At 59.4% G+C, this 23,981-nt stretch carries 24 protein-coding genes and 1 tRNA gene; 9 read left to right on the top strand and 16 right to left on the bottom strand.

The window, feature by feature from the left end; all coding sequences use genetic code 11:
• Nucleotides 1-21 precede the first annotated feature (21 nt).
• From CKW37_RS26690 to CKW37_RS26715, 6 genes are all read right to left on the bottom strand, one after another.
• Entirely contained in the window at nt 22-234 is a 213-nt protein-coding gene (locus tag CKW37_RS26690; RefSeq protein WP_095159190.1) for a tail protein X, read from the bottom strand.
• Nucleotides 234-443: a hypothetical protein gene (locus tag CKW37_RS26695; RefSeq protein ID WP_095159191.1), complete on the bottom strand. Its 210-nt coding sequence runs from the start codon at nt 441-443 to the stop codon at nt 234-236. Before CKW37_RS26695 ends, CKW37_RS26690 begins: the two co-directional genes overlap by 1 nt.
• Nucleotides 443-904: a head completion/stabilization protein gene (locus CKW37_RS26700; RefSeq protein ID WP_095159192.1), complete on the bottom strand. Its 462-nt coding sequence runs from the start codon at nt 902-904 to the stop codon at nt 443-445. The genes CKW37_RS26695 and CKW37_RS26700 overlap by 1 nt, the downstream gene beginning before the upstream one ends.
• Before the next feature lie 100 nt (nt 905-1,004).
• A complete protein-coding gene (locus CKW37_RS26705; RefSeq protein ID WP_095159193.1) occupies nt 1,005-1,706 on the bottom strand; it encodes a terminase endonuclease subunit in 702 nt (233 codons plus the stop codon).
• A gap of 3 nt (nt 1,707-1,709) precedes the next feature.
• Complete coding sequence (locus CKW37_RS26710) at nt 1,710-2,720, bottom strand: phage major capsid protein, P2 family (RefSeq protein WP_095159194.1); 1,011 nt, start codon at nt 2,718-2,720, stop codon at nt 1,710-1,712.
• Nucleotides 2,721-2,749: 29 nt separating this feature from the next.
• Complete coding sequence (locus CKW37_RS26715; protein WP_095159195.1) at nt 2,750-3,601, bottom strand: GPO family capsid scaffolding protein; 852 nt, start codon at nt 3,599-3,601, stop codon at nt 2,750-2,752.
• Between the two features lie 158 nt (nt 3,602-3,759).
• Here CKW37_RS26715 and CKW37_RS26720 point away from each other — a divergent pair, with 158 nt between their 5' ends.
• Both CKW37_RS26720 and CKW37_RS26725 read left to right on the top strand, forming a co-directional pair.
• Nucleotides 3,760-5,517: a terminase ATPase subunit family protein gene (locus CKW37_RS26720; RefSeq protein WP_095159196.1), complete on the top strand. Its 1,758-nt coding sequence runs from the start codon at nt 3,760-3,762 to the stop codon at nt 5,515-5,517.
• Nucleotides 5,514-6,551 (top strand): phage portal protein, encoded by a 1,038-nt coding sequence (locus CKW37_RS26725; protein ID WP_095159197.1) that lies wholly within the window; start codon nt 5,514-5,516, stop codon nt 6,549-6,551. Before CKW37_RS26720 ends, CKW37_RS26725 begins: the two co-directional genes overlap by 4 nt.
• Before the next feature lie 28 nt (nt 6,552-6,579).
• Here the strand turns inward: CKW37_RS26725 and CKW37_RS33830 are convergent, their stop codons facing one another.
• The 6 genes from CKW37_RS33830 to CKW37_RS33075 all read right to left on the bottom strand — a co-directional run bounded on the left by CKW37_RS33830 (nt 6,580) and on the right by CKW37_RS33075 (nt 9,548).
• A complete protein-coding gene (locus CKW37_RS33830; protein WP_095159198.1) occupies nt 6,580-7,545 on the bottom strand; it encodes a tyrosine-type recombinase/integrase in 966 nt (321 codons plus the stop codon).
• Between the two features lie 56 nt (nt 7,546-7,601).
• A tRNA-Arg gene (locus CKW37_RS26735) sits at nt 7,602-7,678 on the bottom strand.
• Nucleotides 7,679-7,716: 38 nt separating this feature from the next.
• Nucleotides 7,717-8,091, bottom strand: a complete 375-nt coding sequence (locus CKW37_RS26740; RefSeq protein ID WP_095159199.1) for a hypothetical protein — start codon at nt 8,089-8,091, stop codon at nt 7,717-7,719.
• Nucleotides 8,088-8,546 carry a hypothetical protein gene (locus tag CKW37_RS26745; RefSeq protein WP_095159200.1) on the bottom strand — a complete coding sequence of 153 codons (459 nt, stop codon included), beginning with the start codon at nt 8,544-8,546 and terminating at the stop codon, nt 8,088-8,090. The genes CKW37_RS26740 and CKW37_RS26745 overlap by 4 nt, the downstream gene beginning before the upstream one ends.
• A 200-nt stretch (nt 8,547-8,746) precedes the next feature.
• The gene (locus CKW37_RS26750) at nt 8,747-9,088 is read right to left on the bottom strand and encodes a hypothetical protein (RefSeq protein WP_095159201.1); all 342 of its coding nucleotides are present in this window, start codon (nt 9,086-9,088) and stop codon (nt 8,747-8,749) included.
• Nucleotides 9,089-9,335: 247 nt separating this feature from the next.
• The gene (locus CKW37_RS33075) at nt 9,336-9,548 is read right to left on the bottom strand and encodes a hypothetical protein (protein ID WP_095159202.1); all 213 of its coding nucleotides are present in this window, start codon (nt 9,546-9,548) and stop codon (nt 9,336-9,338) included.
• Nucleotides 9,549-10,296: 748 nt separating this feature from the next.
• Between CKW37_RS33075 and CKW37_RS26760 the strand changes: the two genes are divergently transcribed.
• The 7 genes from CKW37_RS26760 to CKW37_RS26790 all read left to right on the top strand — a co-directional run bounded on the left by CKW37_RS26760 (nt 10,297) and on the right by CKW37_RS26790 (nt 19,325).
• The gene (locus tag CKW37_RS26760; RefSeq protein WP_095159203.1) at nt 10,297-10,602 is read left to right on the top strand and encodes a DUF6388 family protein; all 306 of its coding nucleotides are present in this window, start codon (nt 10,297-10,299) and stop codon (nt 10,600-10,602) included.
• A gap of 252 nt (nt 10,603-10,854) precedes the next feature.
• Nucleotides 10,855-12,168, top strand: coding sequence for a trigger factor (tig, locus tag CKW37_RS26765; protein ID WP_095159204.1), 1,314 nt, complete (start codon nt 10,855-10,857; stop codon nt 12,166-12,168).
• A gap of 90 nt (nt 12,169-12,258) precedes the next feature.
• A complete protein-coding gene (clpP, locus tag CKW37_RS26770) occupies nt 12,259-12,900 on the top strand; it encodes an ATP-dependent Clp endopeptidase proteolytic subunit ClpP (RefSeq protein ID WP_095159205.1) in 642 nt (213 codons plus the stop codon).
• A gap of 109 nt (nt 12,901-13,009) precedes the next feature.
• Nucleotides 13,010-14,293, top strand: a complete 1,284-nt coding sequence (gene clpX / locus CKW37_RS26775; RefSeq protein WP_095159206.1) for an ATP-dependent Clp protease ATP-binding subunit ClpX — start codon at nt 13,010-13,012, stop codon at nt 14,291-14,293.
• A gap of 152 nt (nt 14,294-14,445) precedes the next feature.
• Nucleotides 14,446-16,842, top strand: a complete 2,397-nt coding sequence (gene lon, locus CKW37_RS26780) for an endopeptidase La (RefSeq protein ID WP_095159207.1) — start codon at nt 14,446-14,448, stop codon at nt 16,840-16,842.
• A gap of 147 nt (nt 16,843-16,989) precedes the next feature.
• On the top strand, nt 16,990-17,262 hold the full coding sequence (locus CKW37_RS26785; protein WP_095159208.1) for an HU family DNA-binding protein: 273 nt from the start codon (nt 16,990-16,992) through the stop codon (nt 17,260-17,262).
• A 191-nt stretch (nt 17,263-17,453) separates the two neighbouring features.
• Nucleotides 17,454-19,325: a SurA N-terminal domain-containing protein gene (locus CKW37_RS26790; RefSeq protein WP_095159209.1), complete on the top strand. Its 1,872-nt coding sequence runs from the start codon at nt 17,454-17,456 to the stop codon at nt 19,323-19,325.
• Nucleotides 19,326-19,459: 134 nt separating this feature from the next.
• On the opposite strand, the gene fabI is transcribed toward CKW37_RS26790, so the two are convergent.
• The 4 genes from fabI to CKW37_RS26810 are packed head-to-tail and all read right to left on the bottom strand — an operon-like array spanning nt 19,460 to nt 23,981.
• Nucleotides 19,460-20,254, bottom strand: coding sequence for an enoyl-ACP reductase FabI (fabI, locus tag CKW37_RS26795; protein WP_095159210.1), 795 nt, complete (start codon nt 20,252-20,254; stop codon nt 19,460-19,462).
• A 14-nt stretch (nt 20,255-20,268) separates the two neighbouring features.
• The gene (locus CKW37_RS26800; RefSeq protein WP_095159211.1) at nt 20,269-21,885 is read right to left on the bottom strand and encodes an ABC transporter ATP-binding protein; all 1,617 of its coding nucleotides are present in this window, start codon (nt 21,883-21,885) and stop codon (nt 20,269-20,271) included.
• A 1-nt stretch (nt 21,886) separates the two neighbouring features.
• Nucleotides 21,887-22,906, bottom strand: a complete 1,020-nt coding sequence (locus CKW37_RS26805; protein ID WP_095159212.1) for an ABC transporter permease — start codon at nt 22,904-22,906, stop codon at nt 21,887-21,889.
• A gap of 1 nt (nt 22,907) precedes the next feature.
• Nucleotides 22,908-23,981, bottom strand: a complete 1,074-nt coding sequence (locus tag CKW37_RS26810) for a microcin C ABC transporter permease YejB (protein ID WP_095159213.1) — start codon at nt 23,979-23,981, stop codon at nt 22,908-22,910.

Raw genomic sequence — 23,981 nt, forward strand, 5'->3', positions numbered from 1 at the left:
TTGTGGGGCGGGTACGGGCGGTCAGTCCCATAGTTGAACCATTGCCCGTGCCGGGGCTGGGGTTTGTAGGTCGGGGAGAGTGACGAGCAGGCCGGACGGCAGTACTGGCCCATGGTCGGCCAGCTTCGGGTTGGCCTGGAGTACAGCCTCGACGACGCCTGCAGTGCGGCCGTAATGTCGCCAGCACAGGGCGTCGACAGTGTCGTTCTGGATGGTCCGCAGTTGGGCGGGCATCACTTAGAGCCTGCAGGTGGTGGAACTGGACCGGCATCTTCGGCAAAAACGAACGAGCCATCAGTCGAGACGATCGCACCTGCAGACTGACCCGTAGCGGGATCCCGGCAAACCGCCAGGCCGAGGGGATGCATGATCTCCCGGTTGATGCGCACCAGGAGTCCTCGGCGAGATATCTCGTTCCAGTCGATGGTTTCGAACTTTTCCATCACAACAGCTCCACGGTGGTTCGGGACTTGCCCAGAAAATCACGGATGGCCCATCTCTGGTCGCGACGGTAGTCGTCGATTGTTGGCGCGGTGTCTTCGGCGTTCTTGCTACCGCTGCCGGTGGTGTCGTACCCGCGGTATCGCTCGCACACCTCGGCACCGGTGGCAGCCTCGATCGCACGCAGGTACAGGTAGACGTGCTTGGTGACATCGCCGACTGGCGGGCTGGGAACCTCGGTCAGGGCGGCGAAGCCTTCGACCCGCTTGGCTTGCAGCCATGTGTCCAACTCGTCGTTGACGCTGATGGCCGCGGCGATGATTGCGGTTTCGAGCCTTGCCGGGGTGACGCTGGAGTCGATGCGCAGGGATTTGCGCAGCTTTTCGATATCGATCGAGGGCCAGAAGGTGTCGGTGTTGATGTGGCCGCTGGGCACCGGGGCGCCGGCAATGAATCCGCTCATGATGGCGTGCTCTGGAATAAGTCGGCGGTGGTCGGGGCTTCACAGACTGGCCAAGGGCCGCTGATCGCCCCGAGCCGCCGGGTGCGTGGGGGACGCTCGGTTAGCCGGGAGTACCGGCGTGTTTCTTGAGGAGGCGCTCGGCGCGCTCCAGGTCTTTCTTGCCGCCGCAACTGCTGTGCAGTTCGATGGCGCGTTTCAGCAGTTCGATGCCCGCCGCGATCTGGCCCGGTTGACCAGGCTTCTCGTCGTCCAGACCTTCGAGGGTGGCCCGACCGAGGGCGAGCATCAGCTTGGCGCGGGCCTCGTCGGGCATGTCGTAGTGATCGGTGAGTTCCGCGGTGCGGGTCAGCGTGTCGCGGGAGAAGGTTTCGCCTGCCTTTTGCGCCTTGAGCGCTGCGGTGGCTACTTCCTCCGCGACCACGCAGCCCGTGGTCCGGTTAAAGCGATCGGGCATTTTCAGAGCGTGCTGCAGGACATAGACCGCAACGTCGAGGCCGCCGTCGAAGTCGCCGGCGTCGAAGCGCCAGACCATCACGGTGACCACTACGTCATCCTGGGCGCCTTGGCCTGCCTGCAGCACGCCGTCGATGTAGGGAACATAGTCAGGCAGCAGCTCGGCCTTGAGCTTGCCCTTGGCCTCGCCGGACTGGACCTGCTTGAGGCGGAACTGATCCTGCTGGAGTTTGGCCAGCATGATTTCGTAGCCGGTAGCACCTTCCATCATGGCCGACGGGGCGACGGCGGCCGCCTCAATGGCTGCGCGCTTGCGCAGTTGGGTCTGTTGAGCGAGGGTCAGGGCCATGGTTTAAGCCTTCTCGATGTTTTCGACGAGGGCGACCAGGCCGAAGTCTTCGATGACGTAGGCGTCGTTCGAGGACTGGTAGTCGGCGATGCGGTCGTATTCCGGTTCGTCTTTCAGGTGGCGGCGGCGGGCGGCTTCCTGCCAGTAGATCGACAGGTTCGACAGGGTGGTCACCAGCACGGTGTTGTCCGGGAAGTACGGCACATCGACGATCTGCAGGCCGCCCAGGCGGGCACGGCTGACGATTTCCTGGGCCGCGTTCTCTTCCTGGTTGGATGCGGCTCCTTTCTCAACGGCAGTGAGGAGCTTTTCGTGCAGCAGATTGCGCGAGACGATCACCACCAGATCCGGGTGCTGACGGTGCCATGGCTCGAGCAACTGGACTGCGTCGAAGACCAGGCCGTCGAGCGTCTTGTAGTCGCCATTCGTGCCGATGACGACTTTGTCGTCCGCGATCTCGCCGCCGTCGATTACACGATCCGGTGCTCCGTCGCGGATCTTCTTGAGCCAGCCGATGTTGACGTCCTCCCGCATTGGGTAGGTGACTGGATTGCTCTCTGCCGCCGCCATTACGCCGTGCCAGCCGATAAGGATCCGGTCCAGGCCCTGACGCTGGGCTATTGCATTGGTGAGTCGTACCTGGAAGTCGGGGAATTTTGCCCAGGCATCCAGCAGTGGGTAGGGAAACGCGCTATCGAAGTTGGTCTGCTTACAGGTGTAGTTGTCTTTCGACAGGGAATGGCGTTCGCCGGGGTTACGGCGTTTGCCCGCAGCGGTGTTGGTGCGGCCGGCGATTGGGCCGTTAACGCCCAACAGCAATGCTTCGCCCGATTGTTCATCCACACCGATCATGTTGATCCGGGTCAGGAAGGCAATACCTTCCTGGATCGCGGTCTCCAGCTTCTGCTGAATGCTGGGCTCGACATTGAATTTCACGGCGGCGCTCTCGACGCCGTTGAGTTTGGCCACATGGCCGAGGTAGCCATTGAAGGCGACGCGGGTTTCGTTACGCATGTTGTGCTCCGAGTAGGGCGGGTATGAGGTCAGAACGTGGCCAGAGCCTTGCCTTCGTTACCAGTCGCGGGCGGGCGGTGCTTCTGGCTGTGGTCTTCGGTTTTGCCGAGACGGCTGACCAGGTCGTTGAAGTCAGTGGTCAGTTTGGAGAGGTCCTTGACCAGGTCAGTCCGTGCCGCCACCTCTTGAGTGAATGCCTCGGCCTGTTCCTTCGCGTGGGTGGCCAGTGCCTCGATGGCGGTGGCCAGCTCGGAGAATTGGGCGGCGTCCTTGCCTTCCTTGTCCTTGCTCTTGCCGAGGGCGTCCATGACGCGGTTGAACAGGCCTACGACCTTGCTCTCGCTGTCGGTGACTTCCTCGAATTCCAGTGCGGTTTCTTCGGCCGCGGTGAACAGGTTGTCTTCGTGCTGTTTCCGATTCTTCATGGTCCCGTGCTGTGCGCTGAAGCTCAGGGCTTCGGTGCCCAGGCTGGCCGGGGTGTCGGTAACTGCCAGGCCGACCAGGTATGCCTTGCCGGAGTCGGCGAACTTCGGCTGAACCTCGATCGACGTGTAGATCTTCTGGTTGGCCTTGTTCAGCGCGAGTAGGGCGTCATTCGGCTGGAGCTGGCCGAACAGGGCGAGCTTCTTCACGCCAGCGATTTCGACTTCCTCGGCCTTCAACGCCAGGACGTCGCCGTAGGCACCGAAGTCGCTGCTCGGCAGGTAGCCCTTGATGTGTTCGCAGTTGATCCGCGCACCGTAGGTATTCGGGCTGTACGTGCTGGCCATGTCCTCGATCCAGGAACGTTCGATTTTGCGACCGTCGGTGGTCGCGCCTTCGACGGCGATACGAGCCCACTTGGAGCGGTATTTCTTGGCGGTGTCAGTCTTGCCGGCCATGTTGGAATTCCCTCTGTACGGTGGCGGTGGCGTGGTGCCTGGCGTTGAGAGCATGGTCGGCACAGCGCGCAGCCACGGCAACGCGGCGCAGTTGTAGGGCGGTGCGCTACAGGGAGCGTCGATAGGGGATCGCGCGCGCGAACGGCAGCATCGGCGCCATGGAAACCATCGTCGACCTGCCCACCGATCACCGCCGCCACGCCAAGCACCTGTATTGGCAGGGCTATCGCGTGTGCGAGATCGCCGAGCTGATCGGCGAGAAGGAAAAGACCCTTCACAGTTGGAAGAACCGCGACGAGTGGGACCGGGCCACGCCGCTGCAGCGCATCCAGGCGGCGACCGAAGCGCGCCTGGTGCAGTTGATCCTGAAAGACCCGAAGTCAGGTTCGGACTACAAGGAAATCGATCTGCTGCACCGGCAGTTGGAGCGCCAGGCACGGATCGAGCGATTCCAGGGCGGCGGCACCGAAACCGACCTGAACCCGGAGCTGGCCAAGCGCAACGCCGGCGAGAAGCGCAAGCCCAAACGTAACGAGATCCCCGAGGAGCTGACCGAGAAGTTGGTCGAGGCCTTCGTCGAAGGGTGCTTCGATTATCAGCTCGACTGGTACCGCGCGGGCAACCAGCGGACCAGGGCCATTCTCAAGAGCCGGCAGATCGGCGCCACTTTCTACTTTGCCCGCGAAGCATTGATCGATGCCCTGACCACCGGCCGGAACCAGATTTTCCTGTCGGCGAGCAAGGCCCAGGCTCACATCTTCAAGGCCTACATCCAGGCGTTTGCCCGCGACACCATCGGCGTGGAACTCACCGGCGACCCGATCATCCTGTCCAACGGCGCCGAGCTGCATTTCCTCGGCACCAACGCCCGGACCGCCCAGGGCTATCACGGTAACTTCTACTTCGATGAATTCTTCTGGACGTTCAAGTTCAAGGAACTGAACAAGGTCGCCTCCGGTATGGCGATGCAGAAGCGCTACCGCCGGACCTATTTCTCGACGCCCAGCTCGATGGCGCACGAAGCCTATTCGTTCTGGACCGGCGAGCGGTTCAACAAGGGCAAGCCGAGCGCCCAGCACCTGAAACTGGACGTCGGCCACAGCGCGCTGCAGCAGGGTCGGCTCTGCGAGGACCGGGTCTGGCGGCAGATCGTCACGATCCTGGACGCGGAGGAGCGGGGCTGCGACCTGTTCGACATCGACGAGCTGCGGCTCGAATACGACGCCGCGGCCTTCCAGAACCTGCTGATGTGCCAGTTCGTCGACGACGGGGCCAGCATCTTCCCGCTGAACATGCTGCAGCCGTGCATGGTGGACAGTTGGTCGAATTGGGAGGACTACAAGCCATTCGCCGCCAGGCCGTTCGCCGATCGGCAGGTTTGGGTCGGGTATGACCCTGCTGAGACCGGCGATTCGGCTGGCCTGGTCGTGGTGGCGCCGCCCCTGGTGCCGGGCGGCAAGTTCCGTGTGCTCGAGCGGCACCAGTTCCGTGGGATGGACTTCAACGCCCAGGCCGAGACGATTCGCAAGGTGACCCAGCGCTACTGGGTGACCTACATCGGCATCGATACCACCGGTATTGGCAGTGCGGTGGCCCAGCTCGTTCGCCAGTTCTTCCCGGCCGTCCGGGCGATTTCCTACAACCCCGAGGTCAAGACCCGCTTGGTCATGAAGGCGTGGGATGTCATCAGCAAGGGGCGGTTGGAGTTCGACGCCGGCTGGACCGACCTGGCCCAGTCGCTGATGGCGATCCGCAAGACCGTCACGCCGAGCGGGCGGCAGTTCACCTTTGTTGCCGGCCGCAACGACACAACCGGCCATGCCGACCTGGCCTGGGCGCTGTTCCACGCATTGCAAAACGAGCCGCTGGAAGGCCAGACGGCAACGAACACAGGGATCATGGAGATTTATCAATGAGCGAAGACAACGGCGGGCAGCCTCCGGTCGTCGAGGGCGAACTGCTGACCCAAGGGCCGGGTAGCAAGGCGATGGCGTTCACGTTCGGGGAGCCGGTGCCGGTGCTCGATGGGAGGGAGATCCTGGACTACCTGGAGTGCTGGTCCAACGGGCGGTGGTACGAGCCACCGGTCTCACTGGACGGACTGGCCCGGTCGACGCGGGCCAGCGTGTACCTGCAGTCGGGGCTCAACTTTAAACGCAACATGCTGGTCCGGACGTTCAGGCCGCACCGACTGCTGAGCCGGCAGGCCTTCGAGCAGATCGTAATGGACTGGGGGTGGTGCGGGAATCTGTACCTGGAGAAGCGCGACAACATGCTGGGCCAGGCGCTGGGCCTGCAACCGTGCCTTGCAAAGTACATGCGCCGCGGCACGGACCTGGACACTTATTACCAGGTGCGAGGCTGGAAGGACGAGCACGCATTCAAGACCGGCAGTATCTGCCACCTGCGCGAGGCCGATATCAACCAGGAGGTGTATGGCCTGCCGGAGTGGATGGCGGCCCTGCAGAGCGCGCTGTTGAACGAGAGTGCAACGCTGTTCCGACGCAAGTACTACCAGAACGGCAGTCACGCGGGGTTCATCCTTTATATGACCGATCCGGCGCAGAACGAGACGTTCGTCGATGACCTGCGCAACGCCATGAAGAACAGCAAGGGGCCGGGCAACTTCCGGAACCTGTTCATGTATGCGCCTGGTGGGAAGAAGGACGGCATCCAGTTGCTGCCGATCAGTGAGGTGGCGGCGAAGGATGACTTTGCGGCGATCAAGAACATCAGCCGGGACGACCTGCTGGCTGCGCTGCGGATTCCGCCGCAGTTGATGGGGGTGGTGCCGCAGAACGCTGGGGGGTTTGGCTCGATTCGAGAGGCGACCGTGATTTGGGCGATCAACGAGCTGGAGCCGATCCAGGCGAGGTTGGCCCAGGTTAATGATTGGCTGGGGGAGGAGGTGGTGAGCTTTCAACCATTTGAGGTGCCGCCGAAGGAGTAAGCCAGCCGAAACCAGCGGCACAGGTTGGCTACGCTTCAATTGACGCTTTGATGTGAGCAATTAGCTTTCGGCGGCCGGGTATTGGGACAACCTTGAACATCGTCTGGCCGCTGTCCCGATTATCGTTGTAAAGGTCGGTGGTGCTCTGGCGCTTGTGGCCAAGGAGGGCTTTCGTATCCTGGCCTTGATCTCTGTACATGCGTTCAGAGAGTGAGCGGATTTCATGAAAGGTAGCAGGCATCTTGCCATCGCCCCAGGTCGACCTTGGCAGCGCCGAATCACGATCCGACGAGAATGCCGATGTTAGATAGTTCTTGTGGTATGCCTTTCCACAGCGTTTGGACACCAAGAGGTCGTTCCCCTCTTTGCCTGAGGCACATCGCTCAACGATCCTTCGAAGCGTAACCCGTGCAGCGTCAAGTCGGAGGTCCAAAGGTATGGCTTGGCGGACCCCTGTTTTCTGTTGGGTCACCAACAAATGGCCATCCACGACATGAGAAACCCTGAGCCTCACGATGTCGCCGATTCTTAGTCCTGTTACCAGAGCAATGTCGATCGCGTCTACGAGCCAAGACCGTCCACGCCTGATGCACACCCGGCGGATCTGGTGGAGTTGTTCGTAGGTGAGCCTTGATCGCCGCACCCGTGGGCGGGGGCGTTTGAGGTGCGTGACGGGGTTCAGTCCGACATGGCCAGCAATGATGGCCTCATTGAACATGTCATCCGCTTCAATGTGTAGGCGCAAAGCCAGGTGTTCCTTCCCCGAATCGAATACGGATCGAATTGCCGTGGCTACATCTACTGGGCGGATGGTCGAGATTTGGCGCTGGGCCCCACCAAGGATATCAACGAGCTTGGCTACCTGATGGAGCCGCCCCGATAGTGTCTTGGCCTTCAAAGTCCGAGTCGAGATTAGTTGGCTGAACTCTATTGCCCAATCGCTAAGCGTTAGCCGTGATGATGGAAGTGCAGAACAGCAATGGTGGCACAGCATGCAGCTACTCCGTCTATGAGTGAGCTGCCTATGCGGCAGTTGAGGTGCAGGGGATATGGTCTGTGCGGCAGGACTCGAACCCGCGGCCGTCCGCTTAGAAGGCGGATGCTCTATCCAACTGAGCTACGCACAGTTTGCAACTGGTGGGTCTACCAGTGGGCAGCCCTTAAATCATTCACTCGTTGGGTTGACGGGTCTGATGTTCAGACCTTCGCCTTGGGTCCACCCGAGGTTCTGGGCCATATCGGAATAGTCGACATACCCGAACTGAAAGGCAGCCTCATCCAGTGCGGCATTCATGCTGACGGCCTTAACTTTCAGCCCGTTGCTTTCCTCGCTGTCCTTCCAGACGTAGAACGTGTCCATGCTGTTCTTGGCTTTAGAGACAGCCCATGCGAGGGCCTTCTTTCCGCTGCCATCAAACTGTCTTCTGAGGTATTCCCAATCTGCAGCAAGCTCCGATTCTGTTGTGGGGTTAATCAGTGCCTGCACTTGGATTTGTTTGGCTCTGTAGCTTGCGGTAGCTGCTTTCTGCGCCTTACTCATGCTTTCGCCAATTCAGTTTCGTAGCCCAGCATGTCGATCATGTACGAAGTGCCTTGTTCGTCACTGACCGCTACGCCACGGAATCCGAGAATCTTTGCGGCGCGAGCGGCGAAGTGCTGCACCTCCCACGAAACGTCAGCCATGTCCTCTGGCTCGATCCTTTCCAGGTCAAAGACCTTGGCCTTCTCAGCAATCAGATCTTCTGCAGTGTCGGGATCTACTTCCAGGCGATCAGCCAGCTCAGCCACCAGACCATCCAACTTCTGGGCATCCTCATGGAAAAATAGGCGATCAGCATCAATGACCTCATCAGTATTAATGCTGATGGCATACGTGACATGGCTACCAGCCGTCATGACATAAACATGGCTAGCAAAGAACAGAAACTCACCGAAGCGACCGTGTTTGTCGATCGCGGTGATTTCGGTTGGACTGGTGTGATAGAGGTCGATCATCGCCGTTTCTCCTTGGCTCTGATCTCAGCTTATCCATATCATATGATATATGCAAGCTTGTAGATTCTGCCCTCTTCAATAGCAGGCTTTTGATGTCTGGCGGGGGTTAAAATTTATCGGTTTGGTATATGGAAAATCCCAGTTAATCCTACCTTTTTTGACGATGTCAAGCTACAGATTTCCACCGTTTTGCCCAGCATTTACGGGGGATTTCGCAGCGTTTCAGCACTCTCAGCAATTGCCGCCAAGACCTCCTCAGTGCTTGGCATTTTCATGCCCCACGTCGGCACGCTACCTGGGTGCATTCCCTGACAATCTGTGCTCACACCAACCACATTGGCCTCATTCAACTGGCGCCGCAGGTCGATGATCTGACGGTTCAGCCTCTCGTTGATTTCAATCAGTCGCTGGATGTCTTCATTCGCTTTGGCCAGGCGAAGCCAAACGTCCTCGCGTTCGTGTTTCAGAAGCACCACCTGGTGTCTGATCATCTCCTCGCGCGTGGGCACACCCAGTTCGAACCCTTTGTCATCAATCAGCACGGCCCGTTTCTCTCAATACTGTATGTCCAAACAGTATCAGCGATTTGACCGGTTCGCGAATCCGGCCGACGACCGACCACGGGTCAGGAATTTTAACCCGGCGCGCGCCGAACTCCCCCCGCCGCGCCGGCGGTCTAAATGTCCCGTTATTTCTGCACCCCTGCGCTCCAGTGAGGCCCTTGCGGGCTGTGGGTGATCTTGGGGGGGGGCAGGCGGTAGCATCCCTGCGGAACCCTGCGCAGGACGACTATTTGTGACCATTGTTCAGGACTTGAAAATGGTATGTCTGCACAGCCTCGAATAGGGACTCTGCCTCCACTCGAAGCCGTTCCACTTCCTCGGGATCAAGCACTCCTATCGCTTCTCTATATTTGCGTAGGCCGTTGATTGCCTTGGTCGCCAGTCGCTCGCTTTGCTTAGATAGCTCTTGAAGCTCTTGTTTCGTGTAGGGCTTTGTCATGGCGCTATCTCCCAAAGATGAGCACAGCATAGCTGCGAGCTGTGGGGGGATTTCAGGAAGGCCTTTCAAAAAAGGTAATTTCGGTTAGGAGGGGAGCGGTCTGGTGCTCAAGCCCTTTATCCGCAAGGCTTCCAGCGATTACCTCAAAAGGTAATTTGAGGTAAGGGGAAAGGTAATTTTTTCATAAGAGACTGATTTTAAAGGATTTTATTTTTCATCCTTACAACCCTCTTTAGAGGTAATCCAATTACCTTTCAATTACCTAAAAATTACCTTTTTCAAAATCGCTGGAGCCCCTGATTTACGTGGCTTCCAGAGCATTTTGAAAAACAAATTACCAAAATTACCTTTTTTTGATGGGTCAACATGAAACGGCGATTTCCTACCAACAGGGCGCCCGAGCAGTGACGCCCATGCACAGACTGGGAACAACCTGGGAACAAAAATGCTTGCACGGACCTCCTGCAAGCCCCTAGGATCGCGGCCCTCAAGCGATGCTGCTATTAGTTGATGAGTTCGAGTCTCTTCGTCCGCACCATCTTTAGTTTCGCCGCCTTCCGCTGAATGCCGCGAAACTTCAAAAAAAGGCCGCCTTGAGCGGCCTTTTTCTTTTTCCGTCCTTCGCTTCCTTTATTACTGCTGTTTGTTGCGGTTCCTGCCGGGTCCCATGACTAGCAAGACCTGAACAAAAGCTGATAGATTTCAGCCGGTTGACAAAATGCCGGTGAGTCGGCGGGCGGATGGAAAGATGATTGCGAAAGAGTCCCGGCAGGCGGTTGCGCTGGAGCGCTTCATTCAGGCCAATCCACAGTTGCTGGCGGAGATTGCCGCGCTGAGCGAGTCCGAGCAGCAGCAACAGATCCAGTGGGCATTTGAAGATGAAGCCCAAGAGCAGGGTATCGAGCCTTGGGAGCTGACCTTGCGTCTTATCGCCGAGTCGCCAGAAGAACTTCAGGTCATGCGCCTGGAAGTTCATCGCGAGGTGGCCGAGGCGTTGGGAATGAGCTGGGAAGAGTACTGCGATTTCAACGAGATCGATGGTCCTGCTTCCTGATACGTTGAATTGTTTCGCCGGAGAGTTGACGCAGATCCGCACAGCGCTCGCGAGTGGGGTGGAGAATCCTTGTTTCGCGGGCGTTGCAGGTCTGTTCCGCCGCTGTCCGGCCATTGTCGAAAATCATGAGAGCCGGCGCCATTTGCCTCCGGGTCGAACAGGGTGACTTCTGGTGTGTGAGCTACTAGAATGCTTGCCCTTGATTCTGGAGTCGGGTTTCGCCGGCTAACGTCTGTGCAACGAGGAATATCCATGCAAGTTTCTGTTGAAAATACTTCCGCTCTCGAGCGCCGCATGACCATCGGCGTTCCAGCCGAGCGCATCGAGACCGAAGTCAACAAGCGTCTGCAACAGACTGCCCGTCGCGCCAAGGTCCCAGGTTTCCGTCCTGGCAAGGTGCCAATGAGCGTGATCCGTCAGCGCTACGAAGATGCAGCCCGTCAGGAAGCCCTGGGCGACCTGATCCAGGCCACCTTCTATGAAGCTGTTGTCGAGCAGAAGCTGAACCCGGCTGGCGCCCCTGCCGTCGAGCCAAAAGTCTTCGAAAAAGGCAAGGACCTGGAATACGTCGCCACTTTCGAAGTCTTCCCTGAGTTCACTGTTGCCGGTTTCGACTCGATCGCTGTCGAGCGCCTGAGCGCCGATGTGACCGACGCCGACCTGGACAACATGCTGGAAGTGCTGCGCAAGCAGAACACCCGTTTTGAAGTGGCCGAGCGCGCTGCCCAGAACGAAGACCAGCTGACCATCGATTTCGTTGGCAAGATCGACGGCGAAGCCTTCGCTGGCGGTTCGGCCCAGGGTACCCAGCTGGTTCTGGGTTCCGGCCGCATGATCCCGGGCTTCGAAGAAGGTCTGGTTGGCGCCAAGGCTGGTGAAGAGCGTGTGCTCAACCTGACCTTCCCTGAGGACTATCAGAACCTGGACCTGGCTGGCAAAACCGCCGAGTTCACTGTTACCGTCAACAGCGTTTCCGAGCCGAAGCTGCCTGAGCTGACCGAAGAGTTCTTCGCTCAGTTCGGTATCAAGGAAACCGGTCTGGAAGGTTTCCGCACCGAAGTTCGCAAGAACATGGAGCGTGAACTGCGTCAGGCCATCAAGACCAAGGTCAAGAACCAGGTAATGGACGGCCTGCTGGCTGCCAACCCGGTCGAAGTGCCGAAAGCCCTGCTGGAAAACGAAGTGAACCGCCTGCGCGTTCAAGCCGTACAGCAGTTCGGTGGCAACATCAAACCTGAGCAACTGCCGGCCGAGCTGTTCGAAGAGCAAGCCAAGCGCCGCGTCGTGCTGGGTCTGATCGTCGCTGAAGTGGTCAAGCAGAACGAGCTGAAGCCAGACGAAGATCGCGTTCGCGAGCTGATCCAGGAAATGGCTTCGGCCTACCAGGAGCCTGAGCAGGTCGTGGCTTGGTACTACAAGAACGACCAGCAACTGAACGAAGTTCGTTCGGTTGTGCTGGAAGAACAAGTTGTAGATACTGTCCTGCAGAAAGCGACTGTGACCGACAAATCGGTCTCGTACGAAGAGGCCGTCAAACCAGCACAGGCACCTGCCGACGCTGAGTGATTTCCTCCTTCGTAGGAAAACCCCACAAGCCAGCCTTCGCGCTGGCTTGTGCGTATTCAAGCCACGACTATTTGGGAGTGAGTGCAGGACATGTCCCGCAATTCTTATATTCAGCAGAGCTCTGACATCCAGGCCGCAGGCGGCCTGGTCCCGATGGTTATCGAGCAGTCCGCCCGTGGCGAACGCGCCTATGACATTTACTCGCGCCTGTTGAAGGAGCGTGTGATCTTCCTGGTGGGTCCTGTAGAGGACTACATGGCCAACCTGGTTGTGGCGCAACTGCTGTTCCTTGAAGCGGAAAACCCGGACAAGGATATCCATCTCTACATCAACTCCCCAGGCGGGTCGGTGACTGCCGGTATGTCGATCTACGACACCATGCAGTTCATCAAGCCGGACGTCTCGACTATCTGCATTGGCCAGGCCTGCAGCATGGGCGCCTTCCTGTTGGCGGCCGGTGCCGCTGGCAAGCGCCACTGCCTGCCAAACTCGCGGGTGATGATTCACCAGCCGCTGGGCGGCTTCCAGGGTCAGGCGACCGATATCGAGATCCACGCCCAGGAAATTCTCAGCATCAAGGCGCGCCTGAATGAGCTGCTGGCTCATCACACGGGCCAGGAGCTGGAAACCATCAAGCGTGATACCGAGCGCGACAACTTCATGAGCGCCTCGCGCGCAGCCGAGTACGGCCTGATCGACTCGGTCTACGACAAGCGGCAACTGGTGTCCTGATCCCGGGTCCCCAGAGCAGGTAGGCGCGGAAAGCGCCTACCTGCGGACTTGAAAAAGCCCGCAATTGCCTTCATCTTGTGTTGCAAGCCTACCGGATTGGATCGATCGAATGACTGACACCCGTAACGGCGAGGACAACGGCAAATTGCTCTATTGCTCCTTCTGCGGCAAAAGCCAGCATGAAGTGCGCAAGTTGATTGCCGGCCCCTCGGTATTTATCTGCGACGAGTGCGTCGACCTGTGCAATGACATCATCCGTGAGGAGGTGCAGGAAGCCCAGGCCGAAAGCAGTGCGCATAAATTGCCTTCGCCGAAAGAAATCAGCGGCATCCTGGACCAGTACGTCATTGGTCAGGAGCGTGCGAAAAAGGTTCTGGCTGTAGCGGTATACAACCACTACAAGCGCCTGAATCAACGTGACAAAAAGGGCGACGAGGTTGAATTGGGCAAGAGCAACATCCTGCTCATCGGCCCAACGGGTTCGGGCAAGACCTTGCTCGCTGAAACCCTCGCTCGTCTGCTGAATGTGCCCTTCACCATCGCTGACGCTACCACGCTGACCGAAGCCGGTTATGTGGGCGAAGACGTTGAGAACATCATTCAGAAGTTGCTGCAAAAGTGTGATTACGACGTAGAGAAAGCCCAGATGGGTATTGTCTACATCGATGAAATCGACAAGATTTCGCGCAAGTCCGATAACCCGTCGATTACTCGTGATGTTTCGGGTGAAGGCGTGCAGCAGGCCTTGCTCAAGCTGATCGAAGGCACCGTTGCTTCGGTTCCACCACAAGGTGGCCGCAAGCATCCGCAGCAGGAATTCCTGCAGGTCGATACGCGCAACATCCTGTTCATCTGTGGTGGTGCATTCTCCGGTCTGGAGAAGGTCATCCAGCAGCGCTCTACTCGCGGCGGTATCGGCTTTGGTGCTGAAGTCCGTAGCAAGGAAGAGGGCAAGAAGGTTGGCGAGTCGCTGCGTGAAGTCGAGCCGGACGATCTGGTCAAGTTCGGTCTGATTCCTGAGTTCGTGGGTCGTCTGCCGGTCCTGGCAACGCTTGACGAGCTGGATGAAGCCGCATTGATGCAGATTCTGACCGAGCCGAAGAACGCCTTGACCAAGCAATATGGCAAGTTGTTCGAGATGGAAGGTGTGGACCTCGAGTTCCGCAGCGATGCGCTCAAATCGGTTGCCCGCAAGGCACTGGAGCGCAAGACCGGTGCTCGTGGCCTGCGTTCGATCCTGGAAGGCATTCTGCTCGACACCATGTACGAGATTCCTTCGCAGAAGGATGTCAGCAAGGTGGTTATCGATGAGAGCGTCATCGAGGGTACTTCGCAGCCGCTGCTGATCTACGAGAACAGCGAGCCGCAAGCCAAAGCCGCGCCAGACGCCTGAGTCCGGCAACGCAGCGAAACATGCAAGGGGCCTACGGGCCCCTTTGCTTTTCCTGTTGCAGAGCTTGTTTTTTTCCGGGGCTGCCCCCACATTAACCCCAAGCTCAAATTTCCATCGGATTACGGCCATATGGCCGCTGTAGAGGCGAAATCATGAAGACAACCCTCGACTTGCCTCTTTTGCCATTGCGCGATGTCGTTGTTTACCCGCACATGGTCATCCCGCTGTTCGTGGGACGTGAAAAGTCGATCGAGGCCCTTGAGGCCGCGATGACAGGTGAGAAGCAAATCCTTTTGCTGGCTCAGAAGAACCCCGCCGATGATGATCCGGGTGAAGACGCCCTCTATCGCGTCGGCACCATCGCTACCGTCCTCCAGTTGCTGAAACTGCCCGATGGCACCGTCAAGGTGCTGGTCGAAGGCGAGCAGCGTGGTTCGGTCGAGCGCTTTGTCGAGGTAGACGGTCATATCCGCGCTGATGTCGCCCTGATCGATGAGGTCGATGCGGCTGATCGCGAGTCCGAAGTTTTCGTCCGCAGTCTGCTTTCCCAGTTCGAACAATATGTGCAGTTGGGCAAGAAGGTCCCGGCTGAAGTACTGTCGTCGCTCAACAGCATCGATGAGCCGGGCCGCCTGGTCGATACCATGGCCGCCCACATGGCGCTGAAGATCGAGCAGAAGCAGGAAATTCTCGAAATCATCGACCTGGCCGCCCGCGTTGAGCATGTGCTCGCGTTGCTGGATGCCGAGATCGATCTGCTGCAGGTCGAGAAGCGCATTCGTGGCCGCGTCAAGAAACAGATGGAGCGTAGCCAGCGCGAGTACTACCTGAATGAGCAGATGAAGGCCATTCAGAAAGAGCTGGGTGATGGTGACGAAGGCCACAATGAAATCGAGGAACTGAAGAAGCGCCTCGAGGCTGCTGGCCTGCCGAAAGACGCGTACACCAAGGCTCAGGCCGAGCTGAACAAGCTCAAGCAGATGTCGCCGATGTCGGCTGAGGCTACCGTGGTGCGTTCGTACCTCGACTGGCTGGTGCAAGTGCCGTGGAAGGCCCAGAGCAAGGTCCGTCTTGATCTGGCCAAGGCCGAAGAAATTCTCGATGCCGACCACTACGGGCTGGATGAGGTCAAGGAGCGCATCCTTGAGTACCTCGCCGTGCAGAAGCGCGTGAAGAAAATTCGCGGTCCTGTGCTGTGCCTGGTGGGTCCGCCCGGTGTCGGCAAGACATCCCTGGCTGAGTCCATTGCCAGCGCCACCAACCGCAAGTTCGTGCGCATGGCCCTGGGTGGCGTGCGTGACGAGGCTGAAATTCGTGGTCACCGTCGCACCTATATCGGTTCGATGCCGGGCCGCCTGATCCAGAAGATGACCAAGGTTGGCGTACGCAACCCACTGTTCCTGCTCGATGAAATCGACAAGATGGGCAGCGACATGCGTGGCGATCCGGCCTCCGCCTTGCTGGAAGTGCTCGATCCCGAGCAGAACCACAACTTCAACGACCACTATCTGGAAGTCGACTACGACCTTTCCGATGTGATGTTCCTGTGCACGTCCAACTCGATGAACATCCCGCCGGCGCTGCTCGACCGGATGGAAGTGATCCGTCTGCCGGGCTACACCGAAGACGAGAAGATCAACATCGCGGTCAAGTACCTGCTGCCGAAGCAGATCAAGGCCAACGGTCTGAAGAAGGCCGAGCTGGAAGTCGACGTGGCGGCGATCCGCGACATCGTTCGCTACTACACCCGTGAAGCCGGTGTGCGTGGCCTGGAGCGCCAGATTGCCAAGATCTGCCGCAAGGTGGTCAAGGAGCACGCAGGGCAGAAACAGGTTGGGGTCAAGGTCGGTAGTGACCGCCTGGAACACTTCCTGGGTGTGCGCAAGTTCCGTTACGGCCTTGCCGAGCAGCAGGATCAGGTAGGGCAGGTCACCGGGCTGGCCTGGACCCAGGTGGGCGGCGAGTTGCTGACTATCGAAGCTGCCGTGGTACCGGGCAAAGGTCAGCTGATCAAGACCGGTTCGCTGGGTGATGTGATGGTCGAGTCGATCACCGCCGCGCAAACCGTGGTTCGCAGCCGGGCGAAGAGCCTGGGGATTCCCGCGGACTTCCACGAGAAGCGCGACACCCATATCCACATGCCTGAAGGTGCGACGCCCAAAGATGGTCCGAGTGCTGGTGTCGGCATGTGCACGGCCCTGGTTTCCGCGCTGACGCAGATTCCGGTGCGTGCTGATGTCGCCATGACAGGTGAAATCACGCTGCGTGGTCAGGTGCTGGCGATTGGTGGTTTGAAGGAGAAATTGCTCGCTGCTCACCGTGGTGGAATCAAGACAGTGATCATTCCGGAAGAGAACGTTCGTGATCTGAAAGAAATTCCTGACAATATTAAGCAGGATCTTCAGATTAAACCTGTCAAATGGATTGACGAAGTCCTCCAAATTGCGCTGCAATACGCCCCGGAGCCCTTGCCGGATGTGGCTCCTGAGATTGTCGCCAAGGATGAAAAACGCGACAGTGATTCCAAGGAACGAATCAGCACACATTAGTAAGTATTTAGCGGGGTGGCCTCGCTGACCGTTTTCAAGGTCCTTGTCGTAAAAGGCACTTAAGTGTCACAGGCCACTCGGCAGTTGTTTAAGCTTTTCCATTACATAGTTAGAAACAAACTCAATAGAGATATAAGGGGACTTAGAGTGAACAAGTCGGAACTGATTGACGCTATCGCTGCATCTGCTGATATCCCGAAAGCTGTTGCCGGCCGTGCGCTGGATGCAGTCATCGAATCTGTCACTGGCGCCCTGAAGGACGGTGACTCGGTGGTTCTGGTAGGTTTCGGTACCTTCTCGGTAACCGATCGTCCTGCTCGTACCGGCCGCAACCCGCAAACCGGCAAGACTCTGGAAATCCCTGCTGCCAAGAAGCCTGGCTTCAAGGCCGGCAAGGCGCTGAAAGAAGCCGTCAACTAAGACGTTCTCTTCAGGTTTTCGCCTGGCTGGAATGGCCCTCGCGGCCAGCCCGCTTGTGAAGCACGAGCGATCAACAATTCGCCTGCTTCGCGCGTTACGAGAAGGCGCATCCCCGGATGCGCCTTTCTTCTATCAGGACTCTACCCACGCTCCGCGGTTGTGCTTTTGACACAGCCGTTTCTGGGGGACGCATGCTGCAGAATATCAGGGACAATTCACAAGGTTGGATTGCCAAGACCATCATCGGTGTCATCGTGGTACTGATGGCGCTGACCGGCTTTGACGCCATCTTCCAGGCCGTCAACCACAACAAGGATGCTGCCAAGGTCAACGGTGACACCATCAGCCAGAACGAGCTGAGCCAGGCTGTCGACACGCAACGTCGGCAACTGATGCAACGACTGGGCAAGGACTTCGACGCCTCCCTGCTTGACGACAAGATGCTGCGCGAAGCTGCGCTCAAGGGCTTGATCGAGCGGCAACTGCTGCTTCAGGGCGCCCGCGATGCCAAGTTCTCCTTCTCCGAAGCCGCGCTGGATCAGGTGATCCTGCAAACGCCCGAGTTCCAGGCGGACGGCAAGTTCAGCCCCGAGCGTTTCGACCAGGTCATTCGTCAACTGGGCTATGGCCGTCTGCAGTTCCGCGAAATGCTCGCTCAGGAAATGCTGATTGGCCAACTGCGCGCTGGTCTGGCGGGCAGTGGTTTCGTTACCGACTCGCAAGTTGAAGCGTTCGCTCGCCTCGAAAAGCAGACCCGTGATTTCGCTTCGCTGACCTTCAAGGCCGACCCTGCAGCGAGCAAGGTCACCGATGAACAGATCAAGGCGCATTACGACGAGCACGCCAAGGAGTTCATGAGCCCGGACCAGGTGGTCATCGACTACATCGAGCTGAAGAAGTCCGCGTACTTCGACCAGGTCAATGTCGACGAAAACGAGCTTCAGGATCTGTACCAGAAAGAAATCGCCAACCTCGCCGAACAGCGCCATGCCGCGCACATTCTGGTGGAAGTCAACGACAAGCAGGACGAGGCCAAGGCCAAGGCCCGCATCGAAGAAATCCAGCAGCGTCTGGCCAAGGGTGAAGACTTCGCGGCGCTGGCCAAGGAGTTCTCGCAGGATCCTGGCTCGGCCAACAGCGGTGGTGACCTGGGTTACGCCGGCAAGGGCGTCTACGATCCAGCCTTCGAAGACGCGCTGTATGCGTTGAACAAGGGTCAGGTTTCCGCGCCTGTGCGTACCGAGTTCGGCTTCCACCTGATCAAGCTGGTGGATGTGCAGGCGCCAGAAGTGCCGACCTTCGCCAGTCTGAAGGACAAGCTGAGCCGCGAGCTGAAGACCCAGCAGGTCGAGCAGCGCTTTGTTGAAGTCACCAAGCAACTGGAAGACTCGGCGTTCGAAGCCTCTGACCTGGCCCAACCGGCCCAGGACCTGGGCTTGAAAGTGCAGACCTCGCAGCCTTTCGGCCGTGAAGGTGGCGACGGCATTGCTGCCAATCGTCAAGTGATCCAGGCAGCGTTCAGCCCGGAAGTGCTGGACGAGGGCTCCAACAGCTCGGCTATCGAGCTGGACCCGGAAACCATTGTGGTTATCCGTGCCAAGGAGCATCGCAAGCCTGAGCAACTGCCATTGGAAGCCGTTTCCGATGCCATCCGTGCTCACCTGGCTCGCGAGCAGGCCACTGCCGCGCTGAAAGCCAAGACCGAGGCCCTGATGGCTGGCCTGAGCGATGGCAAGATCGCTTACCAGCCGGTGCAGGACGGTCAGGCGTGGAAGGTCCAGGAAGCGGTCTCCCGCAGCCAGGACGGTATCGATCCGGTTGCTCTGCAGGCGCTGTTCCGCATGAGCAAGCCTGAGGCCAAGGACAAGCCGGTTTACTCCAGCGTCATCCTGGCTGACGGTAGTGTCGTTGTGCTGCGCCTGAACGGCGTCAACGAAGGCACTGCGGCGAGCGAAGAGGAGAAGGGCCAGTACCGCCGCTACCTCGCTTCCCGTGCCGGCCAGCAGGACTTCGCGGCTTACCGCAAGCAGCTGGAAGCCAACGCGGAAATCACGCGTTACTGAGTGCTGTTGCGCTATTGAAAAAGGCCGCTGATGCGGCCTTTTTCATGTCTGCGGAACATGCAGCGCGTGCCCCGATTGGTTATTTACGGGCAAAAGAAAAGGCCGCATCAGCGGCCTTTTCCGTTCCCGGAGAATTACTCCGAGATGTCGCCCATGGCGGTGGTGTTGAAGCCACCGTCCACGTACATGATTTCACCGCTGACACCCGACGCCAGGTCGGAGCAGAGGAACGCGCCGGCGTTGCCGACTTCCTCGATGGTGACATTGCGGCGCAGTGGGGTCTGCGCTTCGTTGGCGGCCAGCATTTTGCGGAAGCTCTTGATGCCGGAAGCCGCCAGGGTGCGGATCGGGCCGGCGGAAATGGCGTTGACGCGTGTGCCTTCCGGGCCGAGGCTGCCGGCCAGGTAGCGTACACCGGCTTCCAGGCTGGCTTTGGCCATGCCCATGACGTTGTAGTTCGGCATGGTGCGCTCGGCGCCCAGGTACGACAGGGTCAGCAGGCTGCCATTGCGGCCTTTCATCAGTTCACGACCGGCCTTGGCCAGGGCGACGAAGCTGTAGGCGCTGATATCGTGGGCGATGCGGAAGCCTTCGCGGGTGGTGACTTCGGTGAAGTCGCCGTTGAGCTGGTCGCCCGGCGCGAAGCCTACGGAGTGCACGATGCAGTCCAGGCCGTCCCACTTCTTGCTCAGAGCTTCGAAGACGCTGGCGATGTCGTCATCGTTGGCAACGTCACAAGGGAAGCACAGCTCTGGGTTGGAGCCCCAACCAGCGGCGAACTCTTCGACGCGGGCCTTGAGCTTTTCGTTCTGGTAGGTGAAGGCGAGTTCTGCACCCTCGCGATGCATGGCGGCAGCGATGCCGGATGCGATGGACAGCTTGCTTGCGACACCGACGATCAGTACGCGCTTACCAGCGAGAAAACCCATGTGTTGTTCCTCATTCAGGTTATATCGACAGCTGTGGGAGCCAGGAAAGCGGCCTCCAGCAACTGCTGTGTGTAGGGATGTTGTGGTTCGGCGAAAATACCCGCAGCCGGACCTTGTTCCACCACCTGACCCTGCTTGACCACCATCAGTTGGTGGCTCAGCACCTTGACCACCGCCAGATCGTGGCTGATGAACAGGTAAGTCAGGTTGTACTTGGTCTGCAGCGCACGCAGCAGTTCCACCACCTGGCGCTGAACGGTCCGGTCGAGCGCCGAAGTGGGCTCGTCCAGCAGTATCAGCGCCGGTTTCAATACCAGTGCACGGGCAATGGCAATCCTTTGTCGCTGGCCTCCGGAAAACTCGTGAGGGTAGCGGTGCCGGGTTTCCGGGTCCAGACCTACTTCCCTCAGTGCCTCCATGATGGCTTCTTCCTGTTCCGCCTCCGTGCCTATCCGATGAATGCGCAGGCCCTCTCCGACGATGTCACCCACGCACATGCGCGGGCTCAGGCTGCCGAAGGGGTCCTGGAAGACCACCTGCATCTGCCGCCGCAGCGGCCGCACCTGTTGTTGCGTCATACAGTCCAAGGCCTGGCCCTCGAAGCGGATGGCGCCCTTGCTGGCGATCAACCGCAGGATTGCCAGACCCAGCGTAGACTTGCCGGAACCACTTTCGCCCACGATGCCCAGGGTCTGACCCTGAGGCAGGCTGAAGTTGATGCCGTCCACTGCCTTGACGTAATCGACGGTCTTGCGCAGGAACCCCTTCTTGATCGGGAACCAGACGCGCAGGTCCTCGACCTCCAGCAGCGGCGGGCCAACCGGGTTGGCGGCAGGCGTGCCGCTAGGCTCGGCGCCGAGCAGCATTTGCGTATACGGATGCTGCGGAGCGCGAAACAGTTCGTCACACGACGCCTGTTCGACGATGCAACCGCGCTGCATGACACATACGCGGTGTGCAATTCTTTTCACCAGGTTCAAATCGTGACTGATCAGTAACAGCGCCATGCCCAGCTTTGCCTGCAAACGCTTGAGCAATTCGAGGATTTTCAGTTGGACGGTGACGTCCAGGGCAGTGGTCGGCTCATCGGCGATCAGCAGTTCCGGCTCGTTGGCCAGGGCCATGGCGATCATCACCCGTTGCCGCTGGCCACCGGACAGCTCGTGGGGCAGGGCCTTGAGGCGCTTGGCCGGCTCGGGAATGCCGACCAGCTCCAGCAATTCCAGGGTCCGCGCGGTCGCTTCCTTGCCACGCAGCCCCTTGTGCAGCATGAGCACTTCGTTGATCTGCTTCTCGATGTTGTGCAGCGGGTTCAGCGAGGTCATCGGTTCCTGGAAGATCATCGCGATGCGGTTGCCACGGATGTGGCGCATCTTCTTCTCATCCAGGTGCAGCAGGTCTTGGCCCTCGTAACGAATGCTGCCGGAGGGGTGGCGTGCCAGCGGGTATGGCAGCAGGCGCAGGATCGAGTGCGCGGTGACCGACTTGCCCGAGCCGCTTTCGCCGACCAGGGCAAGGGTCTCGCCGCGGCGGATATCGAAGCTGATGTTTTCCACCACTCGTTGCTGCTGCGAGCCGGTGACGAACTCGACGGCAAGGTCGCGTACTTCGATCAAGGTGTCCTTGTTCATTTCATTTCCTCGGGTCGAAGGCATCGCGGGCGGACTCGCCGATGAATACCAGCAGGCTGAGCATCACGGCCAGGACGGCGAAGGCGCTGATACCGAGCCAGGGCGCCTGCAGGTTGGACTTGCCCTGGGATACCAACTCGCCCAGGGATGGCGAGCCGGCCGGCAGGCCGAAGCCGAGGAAGTCCAGTGCGGTCAGGGTGCCAATGGCGCCAGTGAGAATGAAGGGCATGAAGGTCATGGTCGAGACCATGGCGTTCGGCAGGATGTGCCGGTACATGATTGCGGCGTTCTGCATGCCCAGCGCCCGCGCGGCGCGGACATATTCCAGGTTGCGTCCGCGCAGGAACTCGGCGCGGACCACGTCCACCAGGCTCATCCAGGAGAACAGCAGCATGATCCCCAGCAACCACCAGAAGTTGGGCTGGACGAAGCTGGCGAGAATGATCAGCAGGTAGAGCACCGGCAGGCCTGACCAGATTTCCAGGAAGCGCTGCCCGGCTAGGTCCACCCAGCCGCCATAGAAGCCCTGCAATGCACCGGCAATCACGCCGATGATGGAGCTGAGAATGGTCAGGGTCAGGGCGAACAGCACCGAGATGCGGAAGCCGTAGATCACTCGCGCCAGCACATCGCGGCCCTGGTCGTCGGTGCCCAGCCAGTTCTGCGCGGACGGCGGGGCGGGCGCCGGGACTTTCAGGTCGTAGTTGATGCTCTGGTAGCTGAACGGGATCGGAGCCCAAAGCACCCAGCTCTGCTTCTTCTCCAGCAGGTCGCGGATGTACGGGCTCTTGTAGTTGGCTTCCAGCGGGAATTCGCCGCCGAAGGTGGTTTCCGGGTAGCGCTTGAACGCCGGGAAATAGAACTCGCCGTCGTAGCGCACGACCAGCGGTTTGTCGTTGGCGATCAGCTCGGCGCCGAGGCTCAGTCCGAACAGGATCAGGAACAGCCACAGTGACCACCAGCCGCGGCGGTTGGCCTTGAAGCGCTCGAAGCGGCGGCGATTGAGAGGGGACAGGTTCATCTCATTGCTCCCGGCTTTCGAAGTCGATACGTGGGTCGACCAGGGTGTACGTCAGGTCGCCGATCAGTTTCACCACCAGGCCGAGCAGGGTGAAGATGAACAGTGTGCCGAACACCACCGGGTAATCGCGGTTGATAGCGGCCTCGAAGCTCATCAGGCCCAGGCCGTCGAGGGAGAAGATCACCTCGACCAGCAGCGAGCCGGTGAAGAAGATGCCGATGAAGGCCGAAGGGAAGCCGGCGATCACCAGCAGCATGGCGTTGCGGAACACATGGCCATAGAGCACGCGGTTCGGCGTCAGGCCCTTGGCCTTGGCGGTGACCACGTACTGCTTGTTGATCTCGTCGAGGAAGCTGTTCTTGGTCAGCAGGGTCATGGTGGCGAAGTTGCCGATGACCAGCGCAGTGACCGGCAGTGCCAGGTGCCAGAAGTAATCGATGATCTTGCCGGTGGTGCTCAGCTCGTCGAAGTTGCTCGACGTCAGCCCCCGTAGCGGGAACCAGTCCAGGTAGCTGCCGCCGGCGAACACGACGATCAGCAGGATGGCGAACAGGAACGCGGGAATGGCGTAGCCGACGATGATCGCCGAACTGGTCCAGACGTCGAAGTGGCTGCCGTGGCGGGTGGCCTTGGCGATGCCCAGAGGGATCGACACCAGGTACATGATCAGCGTGCTCCACAGCCCGAGGGAAATGGACACCGGCATCTTCTCGGCGATCAGGTCGACCACCTTGGCGTCGCGGAAGAAGCTGTCGCCGAAGTCCAGGCGGGCGTAGTTCTTGATCATGATCCACAGGCGTTCCGGCGCCGGCTTGTCGAAGCCGTACATGCGCTCGATTTCCTGGATCAGGGCCGGGTCGAGGCCCTGCGCGCCGCGGTAGTTGGAGCCGGCAACCGAGACTTCCGCACCGCCGCCGGCGATGCGGCTGGTGGCGCCCTCGAAGCCTTCGAGCTTGGCGATCATCTGTTCCACCGGGCCGCCGGGTGCGGCCTGGATGATGACGAAGTTGATGATCAGGATGCCGAGCAGGGTGGGAATGATCAGCAGCAGGCGCCGCAGGATGTAAGCCAGCAT

Origin of the sequence: Pseudomonas sp. Irchel 3E13, from assembly GCF_900187455.1 — a bacterium.
Taxonomy (GTDB): Bacteria; Pseudomonadota; Gammaproteobacteria; order Pseudomonadales; family Pseudomonadaceae; genus Aquipseudomonas.